Raw genomic sequence first — 21,594 nt, 5'->3', positions numbered from 1 at the left:
CCCCTACGCCGTCCCGGCGGCGGACCCGGACCCGGATCTGAATGTGGATCTGAATGTGGATCTGGACCTGGACCTGGATTCCGACACCGACCGCATCCGGTTCTGGGAGGAGCAGGCCCGGCGCCTGGACTGGGAGGCGGGCTGGCACACGGCCCACACCTTCGAGCCGGCCCGGCCAGGCCCGGACGGCGAGCTCTCGGTACCGCGGATCGAGTGGTTCGCCGGCGGCCGCCTCAATGTCGCCGCCAACTGCGTCGACCGGCATGTCGCCGCCGGCCACGGCGCCCGGACGGCCCTTCACTTCGAGGGCGAGCCGGGGGACCGCCGGAGCGTCTCCTATGCCGAACTGCTCGAGGAGGTGAGCCGGGCGGCCAACGCCCTGCTGGCCCTGGGTATCGGCAAAGGGGACCGGGTGGTGATCTACCTTCCGGTGCTCGTGGAGACGGTCGTCGCCGCCCTCGCCTGCGCCCGGATCGGCGCGGTCCACTCCCTCGTCTTCGGCGGGTTCTCCGCTGAAGCCCTGCGCTTCCGGGTGCAGGACACCGGGGCGAAACTGCTCATCACCAGCGATGGCCAGTTCCGCCGCGGAACCGCCGTCCCGGTCAAGGACATCGCCGATGCCGCAGTTGAAGGAATCGCGGGCCTCGACTCCGTGCTCGTGGTCCGGCGCACCGGCTCGGACATCGCCTGGACCGCAGGCCGCGACGTCGACTGGCACGAGGCCCTCGCGGCAGCCTCGCCGGAGCATTTCCCCGAGGCGTTCGACGCCGAAACCCCGCTGTTCATTCTGTACACCTCGGGAACCACCGGCCGGCCCAAGGGACTCCTCCACACCTCGGGCGGCTACCTGACCCAGGCGTCGTGGAGCTTCCAGCACCTCTTCGGCCCGCCGGAGGGCGAGCGGCGGGGCGGCGAGGTCCACTGGTGCACCGCGGACCTCGCCTGGGTGACGGCCCACACCTACGTGCTGTACGGGCCGCTGTCCAACGGTGCCACGCAGGTCCTCTTCGAAGGGACTCCGGACACCCCGCACCCGGGCCGGCACTTTGAAATCATCGAACGCTACCGGGTCACCAGCTACTACACCGCGCCCACGCTCGTGCGCGCGCTTCGCTCCTGGTTCCCCGAAGGCGTCCCGGACTCCTCTGACCTCTCGAGCATCCGCGTGCTCGGCACGGTCGGTGAGGCGGTCAACCCGGCGGCGTGGCACTGGTTCCGGGACCAGCTCGGCCGGGGCACGGTGCCGGTGGTCGACACCTGGTGGCAGTCCGAGACCGGTGCCGCGCTCCTCTCCCCGAGCCCGTCGGACTCCGCCTTCAAGCCCGGGTGCGCTGCCCGGTCCCTTCCCGGAGTCGGAACCCGCATCGTCGACGAGGAGGGCGCCACCGTGCCCCCCGGCGTGCCGGGGCTCCTGGTGGTCGACCGTCCCGGCCCGGCGATGGCCCGCACGGTGTGGGGCGACCCGCGCCGCTACCTGGACTCGTACTGGCGCAGATTCGCCCGCCAGGGCTGGTTCCTTTCCGGCGACGGCGCCCGCTACGACGACGACGGCGACACCTGGATCCTGGGCCGGGTCGATGACGTCATCAACGTCTCCGGGCACCGGCTCTCGACGATCGAGATCGAGTCGGCCCTCGTCGCCCACCCGCTGGTCAGCGAGGCCGGGGTCTGCCCCGTGGCCGACCCGATCACCGGCCATGCCATCGCCGCCTTCGTGGTGCCCGCGCCGGGCGCGGCCGGCACGGCCGGCATCGAGGAAACGCTGCGCCGGCACGTCGCGGCCCGGATCGGCCCGGTCGCCCGGCCCGCCGCCGTCGTCGTGGTGAAGGACGTGCCCAAGACGCGCTCGGGAAAGATCCTGCGCCGCGTGCTGTCCGAGCTGTACGAGGGCAGTTCGCTGGGGGACACCACGTCCCTGCAGAACGAGGAGTGCCTGCCCGGCATTGCCGCGGCACTCGCCGCCCGCCGCTAAGCGCCCCGGTGAGCACTCCCCCGGCGACCCCTCCCGCCCCGGCGGCACTCCCCCATGAACCCGCCCGCTCCGGCGATCCCTTACGCCGAGACTGCAGCTCACCACGCTCTGCCGGCGCCGAAGCGTGGTGAACTGCAGTCTCGGCGGGACGGAGAGGACTACCGGAGGTCGTCTATAGGAGGATCGCCAACGAGTGTGCAGCTCACCCCCTTGTGACGTCCGGAAAGCGTGGTGAGCTGCAGTTTCGGCCGGGCAGGCGGGGTGGACCAGCGCAGCCCGGGCGGAGGACCTAGCGGTCCAGCGGCTCCGCCCGCGGCCACGTCCACGCCTCAAGGGCCGGGGTGGGGATGTGCACGTGTTTCATGTCGTCGGGTTTGGGCGTGCTGGGGATGTGCGCCACGGGCGAATCGCCGTCGGCGGCCGCGGCGGCTGCGTCGACGAGGCCGAACCGGTCCCGGACCCGGCCGAAAAAGTCGGGTTCCTGAAGCCGGAGCATCCGCACCTCCGTGGGCCGGGCGTAGACCGACACCCAGTCCCCCGGGTCGAGGACTCCGACGATCCGGCCGTCGATGGACATCGAGACCTGTCCGCTGCGCTCGAGCACCCGCACCGAGACCAGCTCATCGGCGGCGACGATCAGGCTCCGGTCGAAGACCATGTGCGCGGCGACCGGGGTGAACACCAGGACCTGGGCCCGGGGCGACACCACCGGGCCTCCCGCCGCGAAGGAATAGGCGGTCGAACCGGTGGGCGTGGCGATGATGAGCGCATCGGCCGAGTAGGAGACGAAATGGCGGGACCCGACGTAGACCGCCACGCTCGCCTGCCGGTCGCGGGTCAGTTTTTCGAACACGACGTCATTGAGTGCGGTGACGTCCATGCCGATGCCCCAGCCGGTCTCCTGGGCGGCGTCGGCGCGGACCTCGGGCGGCTCCGTCGTCGGCCCCCGCTCATAGTGGAGCAGCGCCCCGAGTTCCTTGGGGATCCGCAGCGGCCGGCTTGAGCGCATGGTGAGGGTGAGGCGATGCTCTTCGAGTGCCTCGTTCGCCATGACCGCGTTCAGGGCTTCGATCAGGTGTTCCGGTTCCACCTCGGTGAGGAAGCCCACCCGGCCCACGTTGACGCCGAGGATCGGGGAGTTCGAGGCCTGAGCCACCGCGACCCCGCGCAGGAACGTCCCGTCGCCGCCGATCGTGACGACGAGGTCGAACGTGCCGGGCGGGGAGTGCTCAATCCGTAAGTGTCCGTGTTCGTCCGGGGACCAGACGTCGATCTCGGCGACGTCGATGCCGTGCTCGCCGGCCCAAGCCGTCAGCCCTTGAGCCGCCTCGATGGCCCGTCGCTTGCCCCCGTGCACCACGAGCCCCAGCCTGCGTAATTCCACCGGCAGCTCCTTCGAATCGTCCGCGTGAGCAAACCTTACCTGCAATGCCGCGACCCGCAACGACACATTTCTTGGTTCCTACGCCGCGTCCCTGTCACACTCGGGGGGAACCATCCCGAGCGGCCGAGAGATCTGGCTCTATGACGCCGCAGCAACCCTGGCCAGCGCCTCCAGCGCTGACAGTAGGGTGCTACCGCCAGAATCGATGGAGGAATAGTGAGCACTGCCGATTTTTCGCAACCCCTGAAGTTCGCCTACTGGGTGCCGAACGTGAGCGGCGGGCTTGTCGTCTCAACGATCGAACAGCGCACCGGCTGGGACTTTGAGTACAACCGGAAACTTGCGCGCATCGCCGAGGACGCCGGATTCGAGTACGCGCTGTCCCAGACCCGGTATGCGGCGTCCTACGGTGCCGACAAGCAGCACGAGGCCACGGCCTTCTCCCTGGCCCTGCTCGCGGCGACGGAGAAGCTCAAGGTCATTGCGGCCGTCCACCCGGGCATGTGGCATCCGGGGGTGCTCGCGAAGTTCATCATCACCGCCGACGTCATCTCCAACGGCAGGGCTGCGGTCAATATCGTCTCGGGCTGGCTGAAGAGCGAGTTCACCGGCTTCGGACTCCCCTGGCTGGAGCACGATGAACGGTACGTGCGGACGGAGGAGTTCATCCGCGTGCTGCGCGGCCTGTGGACCCAGGAGCGCTACAGCCAGGCCGGAAAGTACTACAACATCACCGACTTCACGCTGAGCCCGCCGCCGGTCGAGGTGCCCGGACGGGCGCACCCCGAGATCTTCTTCGGCGGAAACTCGACGGCGGCGCAGGCCACCGCCGGCCGGGTGGCCGACTGGTACTTCTCCAACGGCAAGGACCTCGAGGGCTTCCGGGAGAACATCGCCGGCGTGCGGGCCTCGGCCTCGTCCGCCGGGCGGCACCCGCGCTTCGGCCTCAACGGGTTTGTGATCGCCCGGGACTCCGAGAAGGAGGCCCGCGAGACCCTCCGCGAAATCGTCGCCAAGGCGCACCGGCCGGCCGTTGAAGGGTTCCGGGACGCGGTCCAGGAGGCCGGACCGGCCACCCGGGACGGCAAGGGCATGTGGGCGGACTCCAGCTTCGAGGACCTCATCCAGTACAACGACGGCTTCCGCACCCAGCTGATCGGCACGCCCGAGCAGATCGCCGAGCGGATCATCGAATACAAAAAGCTGGGCGTGAACCTGATGCTCACCTGCTACCTGCACTTCCAGGAGGAGGTCGAGGCGTTCGGCCGGGATGTCCTGCCGATCGTCCGCTCCCTCGAGGCGGACCTCGCGGACCGGGCCGGCGTCGACTTCCACCTCCCCACCCCCTCAACCGTGAAAGCAGGGCTCTGATGGCCGAGCGAACTTTTGGATTCCGGACCCGGGCGCTCCACGCCGGCGGGACCCCCGACGCGGCGCACGGCGCCCGCGCCGTCCCCATCTACCAGACGACGTCGTTCGTCTTCAAGGACACCAACGACGCCGCCAGCCTCTTCGCGCTGCAGAAGTACGGCAATATCTACTCCCGGATCGGCAACCCCACGGTTGCGGCGTTCGAGGAGCGCATCGCCTCCCTCGAGGGCGGCATCGGCGCGGTGGCGACGGCGTCGGGCATGAGCGCCGAGTTCATCACCTTCGCCGCGCTGTGCCAGGCCGGTGACCACATCGTCGCCGCCTCCCAGCTGTACGGCGGAACCGTGACCCAGCTCGACGTCACGCTGCGGCGCTTCGGTATCGACACCACTTTCGTTCCGGGGACGGATCCGGCCGACTATGCGGCCGCCATTCGGCCGAACACGAAGGCCGTCTATGCGGAGGTCATCGCCAACCCCTCCGGCGAAATAGCCGACCTCGAGGGCCTCGCGGCGGTGGCCCACGACGCAGGGGTGCCGCTGATCATCGATTCCACCCTCAGCACCCCCTACCTGATCCGGCCCATCGAGCACGGCGCGGACATCGTGATCCACTCGGCCACCAAGTTCATCGGCGGCCACGGGACGACCCTTGGCGGTGTCGTCGTCGAGAGCGGGAGGTTCAACTGGGGCAACGGCAAGTTCCCGGGCATGACCGAGCCCGTTCCCTCCTATGGGAACATCCAGTGGTGGGCAAACTTCGGTGAATACGGCTTCCTCACCAAGCTGCGCACCGAGCAGCTGCGCGACATCGGACCGTCGCTGTCGCCGCAGTCGGCCTTCCAGCTGCTGCAGGGTGTCGAAACCCTTGCCCAGCGGCTCGATGAGCACCTGAAGAACGCCAAGGCCGTCGCCGAATGGCTGCAGGCCGACCCGCGCGTCGCCTACGTCAACTACGCCGGGCTGCCCAGCCACCCGCACCACGGGCGGGCGGGAAGGTACCTGCCCCAGGGGCCGGGATCGGTGTTCAGCTTCGGAATCCGCGGCGGCCGCGAAGCCGGCCAGCGGTTCATCGAGGCGCTGCAGCTCGCCTCGCACCTGGCGAACGTTGGGGACTCGCGCACGCTCGTGATCCACCCCGGGTCGACGACCCACCAGCAGCTCTCGCCCGAGCAGCTCGCCGCGGCGGGCATCCCGGAGGACCTGGTCCGCATTTCGGTGGGCCTTGAGGACCTCGAGGACATCCTGTGGGACCTCGACCAGGCACTGACCGAAGCCGTCGAGCGCGATGGCTCCGTGACCCTGCCGCAGGTACCTCCGGAGGGCGGCGCCGGGAACTCCGCCGACGGGCAGGCCCCGACGTGCGCAGTGGGAGTCGGGGCATGAGCGCGGCAGAGCGGACGTGGGAAGGCCCCTCCGCACCGGAGCGGCTGGCCCTGCTGCGCGGCACGAAGTCGGTGGCGATCGTCGGGGCCTCGGACAAGCCCTCGCGCGCCTCGTACTTTGTGGCGGCCTACCTTCAGTCCTCGTCGCCCTACCGGCTGTACTTCGTCAATCCCGTGGCCACGCAGATCCTCGGCCAGCCGGCGTATGCCTCGCTTGCCGACCTGCCGGAGGTTCCCGATGTGGTCGACGTCTTCCGCAAGCACGACGACCTCCCCTCCGTGCTCGAGGAAACCCTCGACGTCGGAGCTCAAACGCTGTGGCTGCAGTTGGGGTCCTGGCATGAGGACGTGGCCCGGCGGGCCGAGGGCGCTGGCCTATCGGTGGTGATGGACCGCTGCCTGAAGATCGAGCACGCCCGCTTCCACGGTGGACTGAACCTCGCCGGGTTCAACACCGGCGTCCTCTCCTCGAAGCGGCAGGTCCTCGCCTGACAGCGGCGAGGGCGAGGGCGGTGACGGCGACTGCGACGGGGGCTGCAGCGCTGGATCCGGCGGCAGCTCCGGCTCTGCTGGATCCCCGGCCGGGGGCAAGGGTCCTCCGAGAACGGCGGGGGCTGAAACCCCGTCGGTAGACGGCTCCGGGCCTGACGTATTTGGGACTAAAGTTTCAGTGCTCGAAGTATCCGAGCCCGGAACTTCCCGGCCCGATGGCTCCGGTTCTGACGGTTCCGGTGAATCGGGGTCCGGGGCCCCGGTATCCATGTCGGGCCCGTTCCCGCTTTCCGGTCCTGCCGGCGTCTGCGGAACCGCCTGGTAATCGACGCCCGGGTCTACTTCGGCCTCGGGTTCCTTCGACGCGGGCGGCGCCGGACGTTTCCGCACCCACTCCGGCGCCTCCCCGGGCGCCTCGGGCTCCACTCCGGCTTCTCGTCCGGCTCCTTGTCCGTTCTCGGGCACACCTGGCCGCGGTTTGGCCGGCTTCGACTTCGCCGGCTTGGGCTTCGACGGGCTCCCTCCCGCCGGCTTCGTCCCGGGTGGTAACAGGTCCGCCGGCGTGGATTCCGCAGGCTGGGAAACCGCAGGCCGGGATTCCGACTCGGATTCCGCAGGCACAGATTTCGCAGGCCCGGACTTCGCCGGCCCGGATTTCGCTGGTCTCGGCCCCGGGGTGGAATTGCCCTGGTGCCCCGCCGCGGGCGCTGACCGGCGGCCTGGCGCCGCTGCAGGGGTGGTGACTTCCCGGTCGGCGCCCGTTCCACCGGCTCCACCGGAGGAGGGGCGTGTCGACTTAACCTCTGGTTCGGCGGCTCCAGTCACTCCCGCGGTGCCTGCGGCTTCCGCGCCGGTCTGCCCGATGACTCCCGCCGCCTCCGTCCCGGTCTGCCCCGCCGCACCGGCATATCCGCTTCGATCGGCAGCGTCCTGGGACGCCGTGCCGCCCTGAGGCCCGGCGATGCCCTGCAGGTCCGATGGAGACGGCGGCTGCGCGGGGTCAATGGTTGCGGGGCCCGCCGCCGTTCCGCCCTGCCCGCCCAGAACGGAATGGACCGCGCTGCCGAGGTCGTCCGCGAAGGTGCCCGGCCCGGCGGCCACGCCGGACATGCCCAGGCCCATCGACACCGCGAGGGTGCCGCCGATGATTGGACCCCGCAGCCGCTTCCGGCGTCCGCGGTCCGGCGCATCCGCTGGAGCAAAAAAGGCAAGAAGGTCCGCTCCCGGAGCGGGAACCGGCCGGTCCCCCAGGCTCTTCACGCACCCCAGCACGCCGAGGAGTTCCGGGGCCACGGGCAGCGCTGCCTCATCGAACAGCTGCGAAAGGCGCTCGTCATCGGCCGGTGGCTTGCCCGCCGTCATGACGCCTCTTTCTGGTTGAGTTCCACAAGTTCCTTCAGACGGAGCAGTCCCCGCCGCTGTAGCTGCTTGATCGAGCCTGTCGACCTGCCCATCACGTCCCCGACCTGCTCAAGCGAAAGCCCGGCAACGATGCGCAGCAGCAGGACCTCCCTGTGCTCGTCCTTGAGCGCCGTCAGGAGTTCCTCGATATTGCCTTCACCGAACCGGTCGAGTGCCACAGATTCGGCCGACGCGCTGGTGCGGGAATCGGCGTCGGGCTCGTACCCGGTCAGCAGGGGGCTGCGCGCCCTCCTGCGGACCTCATCGACCCACCGGGCATGGGCGACCGAGAAGACGAACGTCCGCAGCGCCCCCGGCCCGCCCTGAAGCGACGTGAGCTTGGTGAAGACCGTGAGGAAGACCTCCTGGGTCAGGCCTTCGGGATCCTCGGCACCCCGGCCCGAGAAGTAGCCGAGCACCAGCGGGCTGAGCTGCGAGTAGATCCATTCAAAGGCTGCCGGGTCCCCCTTCTGAGCGCGTGCGAGCGCTTCGTCGGGCAGCATGCGAACCATGGATTTCCTCGCGAAAGGTGGGTGGAGAGGTCAGCTTATCCGCTGGGTACGGCAGGGGGTGGAAGGCCTGCCGCGCTTCGGCGGGCGCGTCGCGCTGCGCGGAAGGAAGAACGTTCCGCATTGGTTGGCCTGGGCGGGCTCAGAGGCATCTGCCGGTCCGCGCTGGGGGGGTTGTACCTGCCGGGCTGAGTCGTCCGGGCTGTGTCGTCCGGGCTGTGTCGTCCGGGCTGTGTCGTCCGGGCTGCCGAACAGGCGGGGCGGCGGTGGCCCCCAAGAGAAAGGCCGCACCGAGACCCAATGGGGGATAAGCCTCGGTGCGGCACTTACACACGGGTAATCGTCGGCGGGACCGGAAAGGTTACGCGGTCCGCCGGCTTTTTTATTTGAGTGCGCTCGATGCCCGCCGCTTGTTGAAGACGTCGAAGCCAACGGCCAGCAGGAGCACCATTCCCTTGATGAACTGCTGGTAGTCACTTCCCACCCCGAGCAGGGACATGCCGTTATTGAGCACGCCCATGATCAGCCCGCCCGTGATGGCGCCGATCACCGTTCCCACCCCTCCGGTGACCGCCGCCCCGCCGATGAAAGCTGCGGCGATCGCGTCGAGCTCGAAGAGGTTTCCGGCACCGGGACCCGCCGAGTTGAGGCGGCCCGTGAAGATCAGCCCCGCCAGCGCGGCAAGCACTCCCATGTTCACGAAGAGGTAGAAGTCGATCTTCTTGGTGTTGACCCCCGAGAGCTGTGCTGCCTGGAGGTTGCCGCCCCGGGCGTAGATGTGGCGGCCGAAGACGCTGTTGCCCATCACTGCGCTGTAGGTGACCACCAGGAGTCCCAGCACCACGAGGACGATGGGGGTTCCGCTGCGGGAGCTGGCCAGCAGGTAGGTCAGTCCGAGGATGACGACGGCGCCGAAGGCCAGCTTCGTCGCGAACCAGGCCATCGGCTCGTCATCGAGCTTCAGCTTGGCACGCGTCGCCCTTCCGCGCAGTTGGCTGCCGATGAGCAGCCCCGCGGCGAGGAGACCGAGGCCCACGGTGGTCCAGTCGAGGATGTTCGTGTCGGCCGGGAAGAGTCCGGGGAAGAGGAACCCGCCGCCCAGCTGCCGGTACTCCGCGGGGAACCCCGTGATCCGCCGGTTCTCGAGGGTGATCTGCGTGAGACCGCGGAAAACGAGCATCCCCGCGAGGGTCACGATGAACGCGGGGATCCCCATATAGGCGACCCAGAAACCCTGCCACGCCCCGACGAGGCCGCCGATGACGAGCGAGGCGGTGAAGGCGAGCCACCAGGGCATGTTCCAGTCCTGGATCATGATCCCGGACATGGCCCCCACGAATGCGGCGACCGAACCCACGGAGAGGTCGATATGCCCGGCGACGATAATCATCACCATGCCGATCGCGAGCAGCAGGATGTAGCTGTTCTGCACGATGATGTTGGAGACGTTGTCAGGCTGCAGCAGCTTGCCGGCGGTCAGCAGCTGGAACAGCGTGACGATCACCAGGAGCGCTACGAAGATGCCGATCTGACGGAGCCTGCTCGCAAGGAACCTTCCGGCATCGGTCAGAGTGGGCGCCGCGGGTTTGAGAGCGGCGTCGGTAAGGGTCGAAGCCATGGGGTTCAGTCCTTTTCCTTTGTCATGTGCTGCATGAGGAGCTCGGGTGTCGCCTCGCCGATCGGTACCTCGGCGGTGATTGAGCCCTCAGCGAGGGTGTAGATGCGGTCGCAGATGCCAAGCAGTTCCGGCAGCTCCGAGGAAATGACGACCACCGCCTTGCCCTGGGCCGCGAGCGAATTGATGATCGTGTAGATCTCGTACTTGGCGCCGACGTCGATCCCGCGCGTGGGCTCATCGAGAATGAGCACATCCGGATCGGCGAACATCCACTTGGAGAGCACCACTTTCTGCTGGTTCCCTCCCGAGAGCTTCCCCGTCACGGAGGTGACCGAGGGTGCCTTGATGTTCATCGAGGTCCGGTATCCCCCGGCCACGACCGCTTCGCGTCCGCTGTCCACCCAGCCGCGGCGGGCGAGCTTGCCCAGCGCGGCGCCGGAGATATTGCGCTTGATGTCGTCGAGGAGGTTCAGCCCGTAGCGCTTGCGGTCCTCGGTGGCGTAGGCGATGCCGTGGCGGATGGCCTCGCTGACCGTGCGGACGGAGATCTCCTTCCCGCCCTTGTACAGCTTCCCGGTGATGTTCGAACCGTAGCTGCGCCCGAAGATGCTCATCGCAAGTTCGGTTCGCCCGGCGCCCATGAGGCCTGCGATGCCGACGATCTCGCCGGCCCGCACGCTGAGGTTGGCGCGGTCCACGACGACCCGTGAGTGCTCCTGCGGGTGGTGTACGGTCCAGTCTTCGACCCGAAGGATCTCGGCCCCGATCGAGGGCGTGCGCTCCGGGTAGCGGTTCTTCAGCTCGCGGCCGACCATGCCCTTGATGATGCGGTCCTCGGTGACCGAACCGTCATGCAGGCTCAGCGTCTCGATGGTCCTGCCGTCGCGCAGGATCGTCACGGAGTCGGCAATGGCGCGGATTTCATTGAGCTTGTGGCTGATGATGATGGAGGTGACCCCTTCATCACGCAGCCCCTTCACCAGACCCAGCAGGTGTGCCGAGTCCTCGTCGTTGAGCGCCGCGGTCGGTTCATCGAGGATGAGCAGCTTCACGTTTTTCGAGAGCGCCTTGGCGATCTCCACGAGCTGCTGCTTGCCGACCCCGATATCACCGGCCCGCACCACTGGATTGAGCGTCAGCCCGACGCGCTTGAGCAGCTTGGCCGCCTCGACATTGGTTTCATTCCAGTCGATGAAACCCCGGCTTGAGCGCTCATTGCCGAGGAAGATGTTTTCGGCTACGGAGAGGTACGGCGACAGCGCCAGCTCCTGGTGAATGATCACGATGCCGCTGTGCTCGCTGTCCTTGATGTCCTTGAAGGAGACCGCTTCACCGTCGAAGCTGATGTCACCGTCGTAGGTGCCGTGCGGGTAGACGCCGGACAGCACCTTCATGAGGGTCGACTTGCCGGCGCCGTTCTCACCGCAGATCGCATGGACCTCGCCCCGCGACACCGCCAGGTTCACGTCGGAGAGGGCCTTGACCCCGGGGAAGGTCTTGCTGATCCCACGCATCTCAAGAATGTGCTCGGTCATTGAGCGTCCTTTGGAAGTTGGAGTAATCGATGTGCTGTACAGCAGGCCGGGCGGCAGTACCGCCGCCCGGCGCTGTGCTTACTTCAGGCCGCGCCTACTTCAGGCCGCGCCTACTTCAGGTCGTGCCTACTTCAGGTCGTCTTCGGTGTAGTAGCCCGTTTCGATCAGGCTCTTTTCGTAGTTGTCCTTGGTGACGATCTCCGATTCGAGCAGGTAGGAGGGCACGATTTTCTCGCCGTTGTCGTAGGTCTCCTCGTCGTTGACCTCCGGCTCGTCGCCCTTCATCAGCGAATCCACCATGGTGACGGCGCGCTTGCCGAGCTCCCGGACGTCTTTGAAGATCGTCGAGTACTGCTCGCCGGCCATGATGGACTTCACCGATCCGACCTCGGCGTCCTGGCCTGTGACCACGGGGAGGTCGTCCTTGGAGTACCCGCCGGAGGTCAGGGCGGAGATGATGCCGATTGAGAGGCCGTCGTAGGGCGAGAGGACGCCGTCGAGGCGCTTGCCTTCGCCGACGGTGAGCAGGTCCTCCATGCGGTCCTGGGCGGTGTCGGGGAGCCAGCGCAGGATCGCGGCCTGCTCGAAGTCGGTCTGGCCGCTGGGAACGCTCAGCACGCCGCTGTCGAGGTGGGGCTGCAGGACTTCCATCGCGCCGTCCCAGAAGAAGGTGGCGTTGTTGTCATCGGGGCTTCCGGCGAAGAGTTCGACGTTGAAGGGCCCCTTTTCGCCGGTTTCCTCGCCGTTTTCGTCGAGGACGCCGAGCCCGGTCAGCAGGGAGGTCGCCTGCTGGACGCCGACCTCGAAGTTGTCGAACGTCGTGTAGTAGTCGACCGTGTCCGAACCGTTGATCAGGCGGTCGTAGGCGATGACGGGGATGTCCTGGGATTCGGCGGTGTCGAGGACGCTGGTGAGGGTGGTGCCGTCGATCGAGGCGATAACGAGGGCCTTCGCCCCGCCGTTGATCATGTTTTCGATCTGGGAGACCTGAGTGGGAATGTCGTCGTTCGCGTACTGGAGGTCGACCTCGTAGCCGAGTTCCTCGAGCTGGCTCTTGACGTTCTCGCCGTCGGCGATCCAGCGTTCTGACTGCTGAGTGGGCATCGCGACGCCGATCTTGGCACCTTCGTTCGAGCCTTCGCCGCCTTCTGCTCCGGCGTCCGCGCCACGGCTGCCGCCGCAGGCGCTCAGGCTGAGAGCGAGCACGCCGGCTGCGGCGATGCCCTTGAGGAAGTTCTTGTTCATAGGGGTTCCCTTTCGTCGGCCCGGGCGCCATCGCCCGGGTTGCTGCGTGGATTTACAGTTTTGAGGCGAGCCGGTAGTAGGCCGAGTTCCAGCGCAGTTCACGCTGGAAATCCCGCAGGATCGTCGAGTCGTCGATGCGCAGGAGTTCGGTCTCGGCGATCACGGCGAAGTCCTCGAAGACCTCCAGGCCCACCGCCGTGCTGAGCACCGTGTGGTGGGCGGCGCCGGCGCTGAGCCAGGCCGCGGCCGAGGTCGCGAGGTCCGGTGCCGGCTTCCAGACCGCGCGGGCTACCGGAAGGTTCGGCAGCGGCGCGTCCGGGGGTACGACGTCGACGGCGTTGGCGGTGAGCCGGAAGCGGTCGCGCATGTCGGAGAGGGCAACGACGACGCCGGGCCCGGGGTCCGTGTCGAACACGAGCCGCACCGGGTCCTCCCGGCCGCCGATGCCCAGGGGGTGCACTTCAAGGGAGGGACGCGCCGTCGTCAGGGTGGGGCAGATCTCGAGCATGTGGGCGCCGAGGATCTTCTCCTCCCCCGGAACGAGGTGGTAGGTGTAGTCCTCCATCAGCGAAGCGCCGCCGGGCAGGCCCGCACCCATGACCTTCGCGGCGCGCACCAGGACCGCGGTCTTCCAGTCGCCTTCGGCGCCGAAGCCGTAGCCCTTGGCCATGAGCCGCTGGACCGCGAGGCCGGGGAGCTGCCGCAGCCCCCCGAGGTCCTCGAAACTTGTCGTGAACGCACCGAATCCGCCGGCCTCGAGGAAGGAGAGAAGGCCCAGCTCGAGGCGGGCGCCGTAGCGCAGCGACTCGTGGCGGTCGCCGCCGCGCCGCAGTTCCGGTGCCACGTCGTAGCTTTCCTCGTACTCGGCAACGAGCTCGTCGATGAGGTGTTCAGGCTGGGCGTCGACCACGTCCACGAGGTCGTTGACGCCCCACGTGTTGACCGAGACGCCGAAGCGCAGCTCAGCCTCGGTCTTGTCCCCCTCGGTGACGGCGACGTAGCGCATGTTGTCACCGAAGCGGGCCACCTTCAGCCCGTGCACCGCGGCCCAGCCGGCGCAGGCGCGCTGCCAGCTGGAGACCTGGCCGGTGACCGATGGATTGGTGACGTGCCCGACGACGGTCTTGCGGGGAACGCCGAGCCGTGACTGGATGTATCCGAACTCCCGGTCGCCGTGCGCGGCCTGGTTGAGGTTCATGAAGTCGAAGTCGATCTCCGCCCAGGGCAGGGCGACATTGATCTGGGTGTGGAGGTGGAGCAGCGGCTTGCGCAGCGCGTCCAGGCCCGTGATCCACATCTTGGCGGGGCTGAAGGTGTGCATCCAGGCAACGACGCCGATGGCGTTGTCGGCCGCGTTGGCCTCAAGGGCCATCCTGCGGATCGAATCCGAGTCCTTGAGGGTCGGCTTCCAGACGATGTTCACGGGCAGCCCGGAGTCGTTGAGGATCTTGACGATCTCCTGGGACTGCACCTCCACCTGGGCAAGGGTCTCCTCCCCGTAGAGGTCCTGGCTGCCGGTGAGGAACCAGATTTCGTAGCTGTCGAGGGTGGTGCGAAGGGAGGTCATCGGGTGGCTCCTGCCTGGGTTGGGGCCTGCGCGGCGGGCTGACCGTAGACGTTCTGGTAGCGCTCGAAGAGCGAATCGACGTGGGCGTCGGCGATGGCTGCGGGCTCCCCCAGCTGGCGGGAGAGGTGCACGGTGCGGGCGACGTCCTCGGTCATGACGGCGGCCTTGACGGCGTCGCGGGCGTCCTTGCCGATGGTGAAAGGGCCGTGGTTCTTCATCAGCACGGCCCGGGAGCGGTGCCCCGCCAGGGTGTCGACGATGCCCCTGCCGATGGAGTCATCGCCGATGACGGCGAAGGGGCCGACCGGCACCTCTCCGCCGAACTCGTCGGCCATTGCCGTGAGGACGCAGGGAATCGCCTCGCCGCGGGCCGCCCAGGCGGTGGCGTAGGGCGAGTGGGTGTGGACCACCCCACCGACCTCCGGAAGATGCCGGTAGACATAGGCGTGGGCCGCGGTGTCGCTCGAGGGTGAACGTTCACATCCCGCGGTGCCCGCGACGACGGAGCCGTCGAGGGTGCACAGGATCTGGTTTTCGGCGCACAGGTCCTCGTAGCCGACGCCGCTGGGCTTGATGACGAACAGGTCCGCCCCGGGCACGCGGCCCGAGACGTTTCCGCCGGTCCACACGACCAGCCCGTAGCGCACGAGTTCGGCGTGCAGGTCGGCGACCTCCTGGCGGGTGCGTGCGATCGCCTCCTGAAGGGCGGCACTGTTGCCGCTCATGCCGACACCGCCTGCACCGGAGCCGAAAGGGCGGAGCGCCGCATCGCCTTGAGCCGGCGCATCACATTGTTGCCGCCGCGGCCGAAGTAGTCGTGAAGCTCCCGGTATTCGGCGTACAGCGCGGTGTAGGCCTCGGCCCTGCCGGGATCGGGGGTGTACGCGGCGCGCTGCAGACGGCCCATCGCCCGGGCGGCTGCGGAGATGTCCGGGTACTCTCCCGCGGCGACGGCGGCATGGATGGCGGAGCCGAGTGCCGGCCCCTGGGCGCTTCCAATGACGGAGATGGGCAGATTCAGCACGTCCGCGTAGGTCTGCATCAGGAAGGAGTTCCGGATGAGCCCACCCGCCGCCACGAATTCGGTCACCGGGACGCCTGAGTCGTTGAAAGCCTCGACGATCCTCCGGGTTCCGAAAGCCGTCGCCTCGAGGAGCGCCCGGTACACCTCGTGCGGTGCGGTGGCGAGGGTCAGCCCCACGACCAGGCCGGAGAGCTCGTGGTCAACGAGGACCGACCGATTGCCGGAGTGCCAGTCGAGGGCGATCAGGCCCGAGGCGCCGACGGGGTCGTGCCGGGCCTGCTCGGTCAGGTACTCGTGCACGCTGAGCCCGATCCGTGCCGCCTCCGCGGAGATGTCGGCGGGAACCTGGTTCGCGACGAACCAGGCGAAGATGTCTCCCACCCCTGACTGTCCGGCCTCGTAGCCGTACAGTCCCTCGACGATCCCACCGTCGACGACGCCGCACATCCCGGGCACCTCCCGCAGCGCCTCGGAGTTCATCACGTGGCAGGTCGAGGTTCCCATGATGGCGACCATCTGCCCGGGGTCGGTGGCCTGCGCCGCGGGCGCCGTGACGTGGGCGTCCACATTGCCGACGGCGACCGCGATACCCTCAGGCAGCCCGGTCCAGCCGGCGGCCTCCGCGGAGAGGGTGCCGGCGGCGGAGGCGAGTGCACCGATGGGGTGCTCCACCTTGTCCTCGGCGAAGGAAGCGAAGTCCGGGTTCAGCGCCGCGAGGAACTCCCGGGTGGGGTAGGCGCCGTCCTGCAGGATGCCCTTGTAGCCGGCGGTGCAGGCGTTGCGGACGTAGCGGCCGGTCAGCTGCCAGACGATCCAGTCGGCCGCCTCGACCCAGTGGTCCATGCGGGAGTAGAGCTCGGGGTCCTCCTCGAGGAGCTGCAGCCCCTTGGCGAACTCCCATTCGCTGGAGATCAGCCCGCCGTACCGGGGCAGCCAGGTTTCACCGCGCTGCCGGGCGAGTTCGTTGATGCGGTCGGCCTGCCCCTGTGCGGCGTGGTGCTTCCAGAGCTTGACGTAGGCATGGGGGCGGGAGGCGTAGCCGGGCAGTTCGTTGAGCGGCGTCCCGTCGGCGGTGGTCGGAATCATCGTGCAGGCAGTGAAGTCCGTTCCCACGCCGACGACGTCCTGGGGTGAGATGCCGGCGTCGCGCACCGCTGCGGGGACGGCGGTGCGGAGCACCTCGACGTAGTCCGCGGGCACCTGCAGCGCCCAGTCGGGGGGAAGCGGTGCGCCGGTGGCGGCAAGGACCGTGTCCATGACGGCGTGGGGGTATTCGGTGACTGCCGAGCCGACCTCGGCGCCATCGCTTACGCGCACCACGACGGCGCGGCCCGAGAGCGTGCCGAAGTCGATACCGATCACGTATTTCGGGCCGGCAGGGGACCCGGGCCGGGCCGCCGGTGAGCCGGGCGTTTTGCGCGCTGCGGCCGGAAGGGTGGGGGAAGCTTCGCTCACGAAAAAACCTCATTGTCTTTCGGGTGATGCCTGCGGGCAACGGACACCTTCGCCACCGACCCGCAATGTGAACGGTCACATTTATTGTGGATGCCACGATACACGCTTGGCACCGGCTCGGGTTCGAAGATTTCGGTAACGCTTCCATAACGGGAGTCGGACCAGGCTGCCCGCAGGGTGAGGCAGGGGTCAGGGGGGTGGCGCGGTAGTGGATCGGCGCACGATCAATTCCGGCGCGATGTCTCCCTGCGGCAGGGAGGGCCCATGGCCGAGCATCCCCAGCAGGGCGGCCACACAGCGCCGCCCAAGCTCAGGAAAATCCTGGCGCACCGTCGTGAGCGGCGGAAGGTAGTGGGCGGCCTCCGGGACGTCATCGAACCCAACGACGCTGACATCGCGCGGGACCCGCAGTCCGGCCTCCGCAAACGCGTGGATGAGCCCCAGCGCCATCTGGTCGTTCGACGAGAACACCGCACTGAAGCCGCCGGCCCGCATCGCGGCCTTCCCGGCGCGGTACCCCGACTCGGCTGTCCAATCGCCGTCCGGCGCGTCAAGGGGCGGGACATTCCACGCCGCCATCTCTTCCCGGTAGCCCTGAAGCCTCGCCGCCGATTCCACCCAGCCTTCCGGTCCGGCCAGATGCAGGACACGGCGGTGTCCAAGCTCCAGCAGGTGCCTGGTCGCGAGTCGTGCACCGGACAGCTGGTCGACGGAGAGCCGGTGGTCGGAGAAACGGCCCGTTGAATGCACCGTGACGAAGGGCAACCGGATTGCGAGATCCTCTATCACCTTGAGGGACCGGGACTGGGGTGCGAGGATGACCAGTCCCTCCACCGCATGGTCCATCAGCCGGTCCAGCGCCGCAACGATCGAGCCGTGGTCGGTGCGTTCAAGGTTGGCGACATCGATCCAATAACCCGCGTTGGCGGCCGCCTCGTGGATGGCCTGCAGGCTTGCCGCGGGACCGTACTCGACGCCGTGTGAGACGAGCACCCCCAGGATGCCCGACCTGCTGGTGACGAGGGCGCGTGCGGCCCGGTTTGGCCGGAATGAAAGTTGCTCCATCGCCTCAAGGACGCGCCTCCGCGTTCCCTCCCGCAGGCTGGGGTGATCATTGATCACCCGCGAGACCGTCTGGTGGGACACCCCCGCGGCGCGGGCGACGTCCCGGATATTTGCGGCACGTTCCGGCCGCGCCGTTTTTCCGGAATTGTTGTCCGTCATGGCGGACACGCTACTGCACTGCGCCGGCCCCGGCCGCCCGTGCGAACCTCCCCGCGAATGTCCCTAGAGTGGTCTTGGTGGTGCTGTCACCCGGTGACGGCACGGTTGCCGGTGAAACGTGGCGATGAAGAAGGAATGGTGACCGATGACGACCGAATTCAACTGGGCAGGCAACCTGGGCTACCGGCAGGAACGCCTTGAACGCCCCACTGAGGTGCGCGCCCTCCAGGAGATCGTCGCCGCGGCGTCCTCGGTGCGTGCGCTCGGCAGCCGCCATTCCTTCAGCGACATCGCGGACACCACCGGCACGCTGGTATCCCTTGAGAACCTGCCCTCCACCATCAGCGTCGACGGCGCCGGACGAACCGTGAGCGTCGGCGCGGCCACCCGCTACGGGGAACTCGCCGCTGAACTCCAGCGGCAGGGTTTCGCAATCGCCAACCTCGCCTCCCTGCCCCACATCTCCGTGGCCGGAGCGGTCGCCACGGCCACCCACGGCTCGGGGAACGGCAACGGAAACCTCGCCACCGCCGCGGCGGCCATCGAGTTCGTCACAGCGTCCGGTGACCTGCGCACCGTGCGGCGGGGCGAGGACCCGGATTTCGAGGGCATGGTGGTGAACCTTGGGGCGCTCGGGATCATGACCCGGCTCACCCTCGACATCGAGCCGTCCTTTACGGTGCGCCAGGACGCCTACACCGGCCTGCCGTGGGACCGGGTCCTCGGAAACTTCGAGGAGATCACCGGCGCCGCCTACAGCGTCAGCCTCTTCACCGACTGGGCCGGTGACACCGTCAGCCAGGCCTGGCTGAAGTCGCGGACCTCGGCGGACGACGACGGCCCGGCCGCATCGGCCTTCTTCGGCGGAACGAGGGCCGAGGAGCCGCTGCACCCGGTCCCCGGCATGTCACCGGTGAACTGCACGCAGCAGCTCGGCGTGCCCGGGCCCTGGTCGGACCGCCTCGCCCACTTCCGGCTCGCCTTCACCCCCAGCAGTGGAGCGGAGCTGCAGTCCGAATACCTGGTCGGCTCCGAGCACGCCCTGGCGGCCATCGACGCGGTCCGCTCCCTCGCACCGAAGCTCGCACCGCTGCTCCAGATCTCGGAGATCCGCACGATGGCGGCCGACCGCCTGTGGCTGAGCAGCAACTACGGCCGTTCGGGGATCGGCCTGCACTTCACCTGGAAACCCCTGCAGGCCGAGGTCGAGGCGTTCCTTCCCGAGCTCGAGTCCAGCCTTGCCCCCTTCGCGGCCCGGCCGCACTGGGGCAAGCTGTTCACCGGGCAGGCCGGCCCGCTCGAGTGCCTGTACCCGCGCCTCCGGGATTTCCGGGCCCTGGCCGACGCCTGGGATCCCGAGGGCAAGTTCCGCAACGGCTTCCTTGAGCGGACGGTGTTCGCGCCGGCCGCCTCCCCGGCGTCCTGAGCGGAAGCTCCGATCCTAGTGCGCGTCGACGATCTCCTCGTTGGGCCCGAAGCGGCGGTTGCGCAGCACGGGGAGGAACTCGCGGACGTCGTCGACCCGGTGCCGGGTGACCTCAGTCGTCACGACGGCCTCGGACTCATGTTCGAGGAAGGCGTGCGCGACGCCCATAGGGTCAAGGATGGCCGAGTGGCCGATGGTGTGATCGCTCGAGGTGCCGGCCGCGGCGATCCAGACCGTGTTCTCAATGGCGCGGGCCTTGAGGAGGGTCTCCCAGTGCTCGATCTTGTGCTCGCCCTGAAACCAGGCCGCGGGCACGCAGATCAGATCGGCGCCGGCGTCGGCGAGCGCCCGGGCCTGCTCCGGGAAGCGGACGTCGTAGCAGGTCATCAGCCCCACGGACATCTCCCCGAGCGGCACGACGGTGAGGCCGCCGTCGCCGGGTTTGATCCGCTTCGACTCCTGGTAGCTGAACGCGTCGTAGAGGTGAAGCTTCCGGTAGGTGTCGGTGATCCGGCCGTTCCGGTCGATCAGCACGAGTGTGTTGTAGGGGCGTTCCTCCCCGCTTGACTCATAGCCGCCCGCAACGATCGCCAGATCGAGCTCCGCGGCCAGGAAGGAGAGCTGCTGCACGAAGGTGCTCCAACTGCCCTCGACGGCGGCCTGCAGCGGGCCGGTGACCTTGCCGATGGTGAACATCGACTCTTCCGGGAACACGATGAGCTCGGCGCCGTCGGACTTTGCCTTCCGGGCCAGCTTCCGCATCACCAACAGGTTCGCCCGCACGTCCCCGCCAGGCCGGAACTGTCCTACGCTGACTTTCATATTCCCCGCCTCCGCGTCGCTGTCCCCTGCGCACCAGCCTACAGACTGCGCGGCGGGTTGCTAAAGGCTAGCGTTGGGCCATGAGCATTCGACGCGCAGTCCCCGGTCCCGGCCAGGAATCCGTCTGGGACTATCCGAGGCCACCACGGGTGGAAGCGAGCACCGAGCAGATCGTCGTGCGGTTCGGCGGCGAGGAGATCCTGCGGACCTCCTCGGCCCTGCGGGTGCTCGAGACGAGCCATCCGCCGGTGTACTACCTGCCGGCCGCGGACTTCGCGCCCGGGGCGCTTGAGGCCGCGGAGGGGAGTTCCTTCTGCGAGTTCAAGGGCACCGCGGGCTACTTCGACGTCGTCGGCGGCGGGAGGCGCGCGTCGCGGGCGGCCTGGACCTATCCCTCCCCCGCGGCCGGCTATGAGGAACTGGCCGGCCGCGTGGCCGTGTATCCAGGGGCGATGGATCTTTGCACCGTGGACGGTGAACAGGTCACCGCGCAGGCCGGTGACTTCTACGGCGGCTGGGTCACCGCGCGGATCGTCGGGCCGTTCAAGGGCGGGCCGGGAACCCGGGGCTGGTAGCGCCCCGGGGCTGGTGACGCCCGGGCCGGGGGCCCGGGGTGCCGGGTCAGCCGGTGATGAGGTCGTTCACCACGATGGTCTGATCGCGGTCCGGGCCGACGCCGATGGCCGAGAACCGGGTCCCCGACATCTTCTCGAGCGCCCGCACGTAGACCTGTGCGTTGTCCGGCAGGTCCTCGATGCTGCGCGCACCGGTGATGTCCTCGGTCCATCCCTCGAAGTATTCGAAGATCGGCTTCGCGTGGTGGAACTCGGTCTGAGTCATGGGCATCTCGTCGTGGCGTACGCCGTCGACGTCGTAGGCGACACAGACGGGGATGCGCTCGATCCCCGTGAGCACGTCAAGTTTCGTCACAAAGTAGTCGGTGAAGCCGTTGACGCGGGCCGCGTGGCGCGCCAGCACGGCGTCGTACCAGCCGGTGCGGCGCGGACGCCCGGTGTTCACGCCGAACTCCCCGCCGGTCTTCTGCAGGTAGAGGCCCATGTCGTCGAAGAGCTCGGTGGGGAACGGTCCGGCGCCCACGCGCGTGGTGTAGGCCTTGATGATGCCCACGGCCCGCGTGATGCGGGTCGGGCCGATGCCCGAGCCG

Annotated in this window: 17 protein-coding genes and 1 riboswitch; of the genes, 6 read left to right on the top strand and 11 right to left on the bottom strand. The window is 68.4% G+C overall.

Going from position 1 to position 21,594, the window contains the following annotated elements; all coding sequences use genetic code 11:
- The first annotated feature begins 43 nt into the window (after positions 1-43).
- Positions 44-1,972, top strand: coding sequence for an acetate--CoA ligase (gene acs, locus QZX79_RS04980; RefSeq protein ID WP_294565525.1), 1,929 nt, complete (start codon positions 44-46; stop codon positions 1,970-1,972).
- 289 nt (positions 1,973-2,261) lie between these two features.
- On the opposite strand, the gene QZX79_RS04975 is transcribed toward acs, so the two are convergent.
- Positions 2,262-3,356: an NAD(+)/NADH kinase gene (locus tag QZX79_RS04975; protein ID WP_294565483.1), complete on the bottom strand. Its 1,095-nt coding sequence runs from the start codon at positions 3,354-3,356 to the stop codon at positions 2,262-2,264.
- Between the two features lie 107 nt (positions 3,357-3,463).
- Positions 3,464-3,568, top strand: a riboswitch (SAM riboswitch).
- A gap of 4 nt (positions 3,569-3,572) precedes the next feature.
- Here QZX79_RS04975 and sfnG point away from each other — a divergent pair.
- Genes sfnG through QZX79_RS04960 form a run of 3 tightly spaced genes read left to right on the top strand, consistent with a single transcriptional unit; the run spans position 3,573 to position 6,603 of the window.
- Positions 3,573-4,727: a dimethylsulfone monooxygenase SfnG gene (gene sfnG, locus QZX79_RS04970; protein WP_294565481.1), complete on the top strand. Its 1,155-nt coding sequence runs from the start codon at positions 3,573-3,575 to the stop codon at positions 4,725-4,727.
- Entirely contained in the window at positions 4,727-6,112 is a 1,386-nt protein-coding gene (locus tag QZX79_RS04965; protein ID WP_294565478.1) for an O-acetylhomoserine aminocarboxypropyltransferase/cysteine synthase family protein, read from the top strand. Before sfnG ends, QZX79_RS04965 begins: the two co-directional genes overlap by 1 nt.
- Complete coding sequence (locus tag QZX79_RS04960; RefSeq protein WP_294565476.1) at positions 6,109-6,603, top strand: CoA-binding protein; 495 nt, start codon at positions 6,109-6,111, stop codon at positions 6,601-6,603. Before QZX79_RS04965 ends, QZX79_RS04960 begins: the two co-directional genes overlap by 4 nt.
- Positions 6,604-7,961: 1,358 nt before the next feature.
- On the opposite strand, the gene QZX79_RS04955 is transcribed toward QZX79_RS04960, so the two are convergent.
- From QZX79_RS04955 to QZX79_RS04920, 8 genes are all read right to left on the bottom strand, one after another.
- Positions 7,962-8,516 (bottom strand): RNA polymerase sigma factor, encoded by a 555-nt coding sequence (locus QZX79_RS04955; RefSeq protein WP_294565473.1) that lies wholly within the window; start codon positions 8,514-8,516, stop codon positions 7,962-7,964.
- A gap of 379 nt (positions 8,517-8,895) precedes the next feature.
- The gene (gene mmsB, locus QZX79_RS04950; protein WP_120165760.1) at positions 8,896-10,131 is read right to left on the bottom strand and encodes a multiple monosaccharide ABC transporter permease; all 1,236 of its coding nucleotides are present in this window, start codon (positions 10,129-10,131) and stop codon (positions 8,896-8,898) included.
- Between the two features lie 5 nt (positions 10,132-10,136).
- Entirely contained in the window at positions 10,137-11,666 is a 1,530-nt protein-coding gene (mmsA, locus tag QZX79_RS04945) for a multiple monosaccharide ABC transporter ATP-binding protein (protein ID WP_294565469.1), read from the bottom strand.
- 126 nt (positions 11,667-11,792) lie between these two features.
- Positions 11,793-12,911, bottom strand: coding sequence for a multiple monosaccharide ABC transporter substrate-binding protein (chvE, locus tag QZX79_RS04940; protein WP_294565466.1), 1,119 nt, complete (start codon positions 12,909-12,911; stop codon positions 11,793-11,795).
- A gap of 52 nt (positions 12,912-12,963) precedes the next feature.
- Positions 12,964-14,478 (bottom strand): L-arabinose isomerase, encoded by a 1,515-nt coding sequence (gene araA / locus QZX79_RS04935; RefSeq protein WP_294565463.1) that lies wholly within the window; start codon positions 14,476-14,478, stop codon positions 12,964-12,966.
- Complete coding sequence (locus tag QZX79_RS04930; RefSeq protein WP_294565460.1) at positions 14,475-15,203, bottom strand: L-ribulose-5-phosphate 4-epimerase; 729 nt, start codon at positions 15,201-15,203, stop codon at positions 14,475-14,477. The genes araA and QZX79_RS04930 overlap by 4 nt, the downstream gene beginning before the upstream one ends.
- Entirely contained in the window at positions 15,200-16,864 is a 1,665-nt protein-coding gene (gene araB / locus QZX79_RS04925) for a ribulokinase (protein ID WP_294565522.1), read from the bottom strand. Before araB ends, QZX79_RS04930 begins: the two co-directional genes overlap by 4 nt.
- Positions 16,865-17,146: 282 nt before the next feature.
- A complete protein-coding gene (locus QZX79_RS04920; RefSeq protein WP_294565456.1) occupies positions 17,147-18,181 on the bottom strand; it encodes a LacI family DNA-binding transcriptional regulator in 1,035 nt (344 codons plus the stop codon).
- Positions 18,182-18,326: 145 nt separating this feature from the next.
- Here QZX79_RS04920 and QZX79_RS04915 point away from each other — a divergent pair, with 145 nt between their 5' ends.
- Positions 18,327-19,607, top strand: coding sequence for an FAD-binding protein (locus QZX79_RS04915; protein WP_294565453.1), 1,281 nt, complete (start codon positions 18,327-18,329; stop codon positions 19,605-19,607).
- Positions 19,608-19,622: 15 nt separating this feature from the next.
- Here the strand turns inward: QZX79_RS04915 and QZX79_RS04910 are convergent, their stop codons facing one another.
- Entirely contained in the window at positions 19,623-20,429 is an 807-nt protein-coding gene (locus QZX79_RS04910) for a carbon-nitrogen hydrolase family protein (protein ID WP_294565450.1), read from the bottom strand.
- An 80-nt stretch (positions 20,430-20,509) separates the two neighbouring features.
- Here QZX79_RS04910 and QZX79_RS04905 point away from each other — a divergent pair, with 80 nt between their 5' ends.
- The gene (locus QZX79_RS04905) at positions 20,510-21,004 is read left to right on the top strand and encodes a DUF427 domain-containing protein (protein WP_294565447.1); all 495 of its coding nucleotides are present in this window, start codon (positions 20,510-20,512) and stop codon (positions 21,002-21,004) included.
- Between the two features lie 46 nt (positions 21,005-21,050).
- Here QZX79_RS04905 and QZX79_RS04900 read toward each other — a convergent pair.
- On the bottom strand, positions 21,051-21,594 hold a 544-nt coding region (locus QZX79_RS04900; RefSeq protein WP_294565445.1), incomplete at its 5' end, for an adenylosuccinate synthetase.

Origin of the sequence: uncultured Arthrobacter sp. (genome assembly GCF_902805515.1) — a bacterium.
Lineage (GTDB): Bacteria > Actinomycetota > Actinomycetes > Actinomycetales > Micrococcaceae > Arthrobacter_D.
Note: the sequence above shows the minus strand (reverse complement) of the source record. Positions and strands in the feature narration are given on the sequence as shown.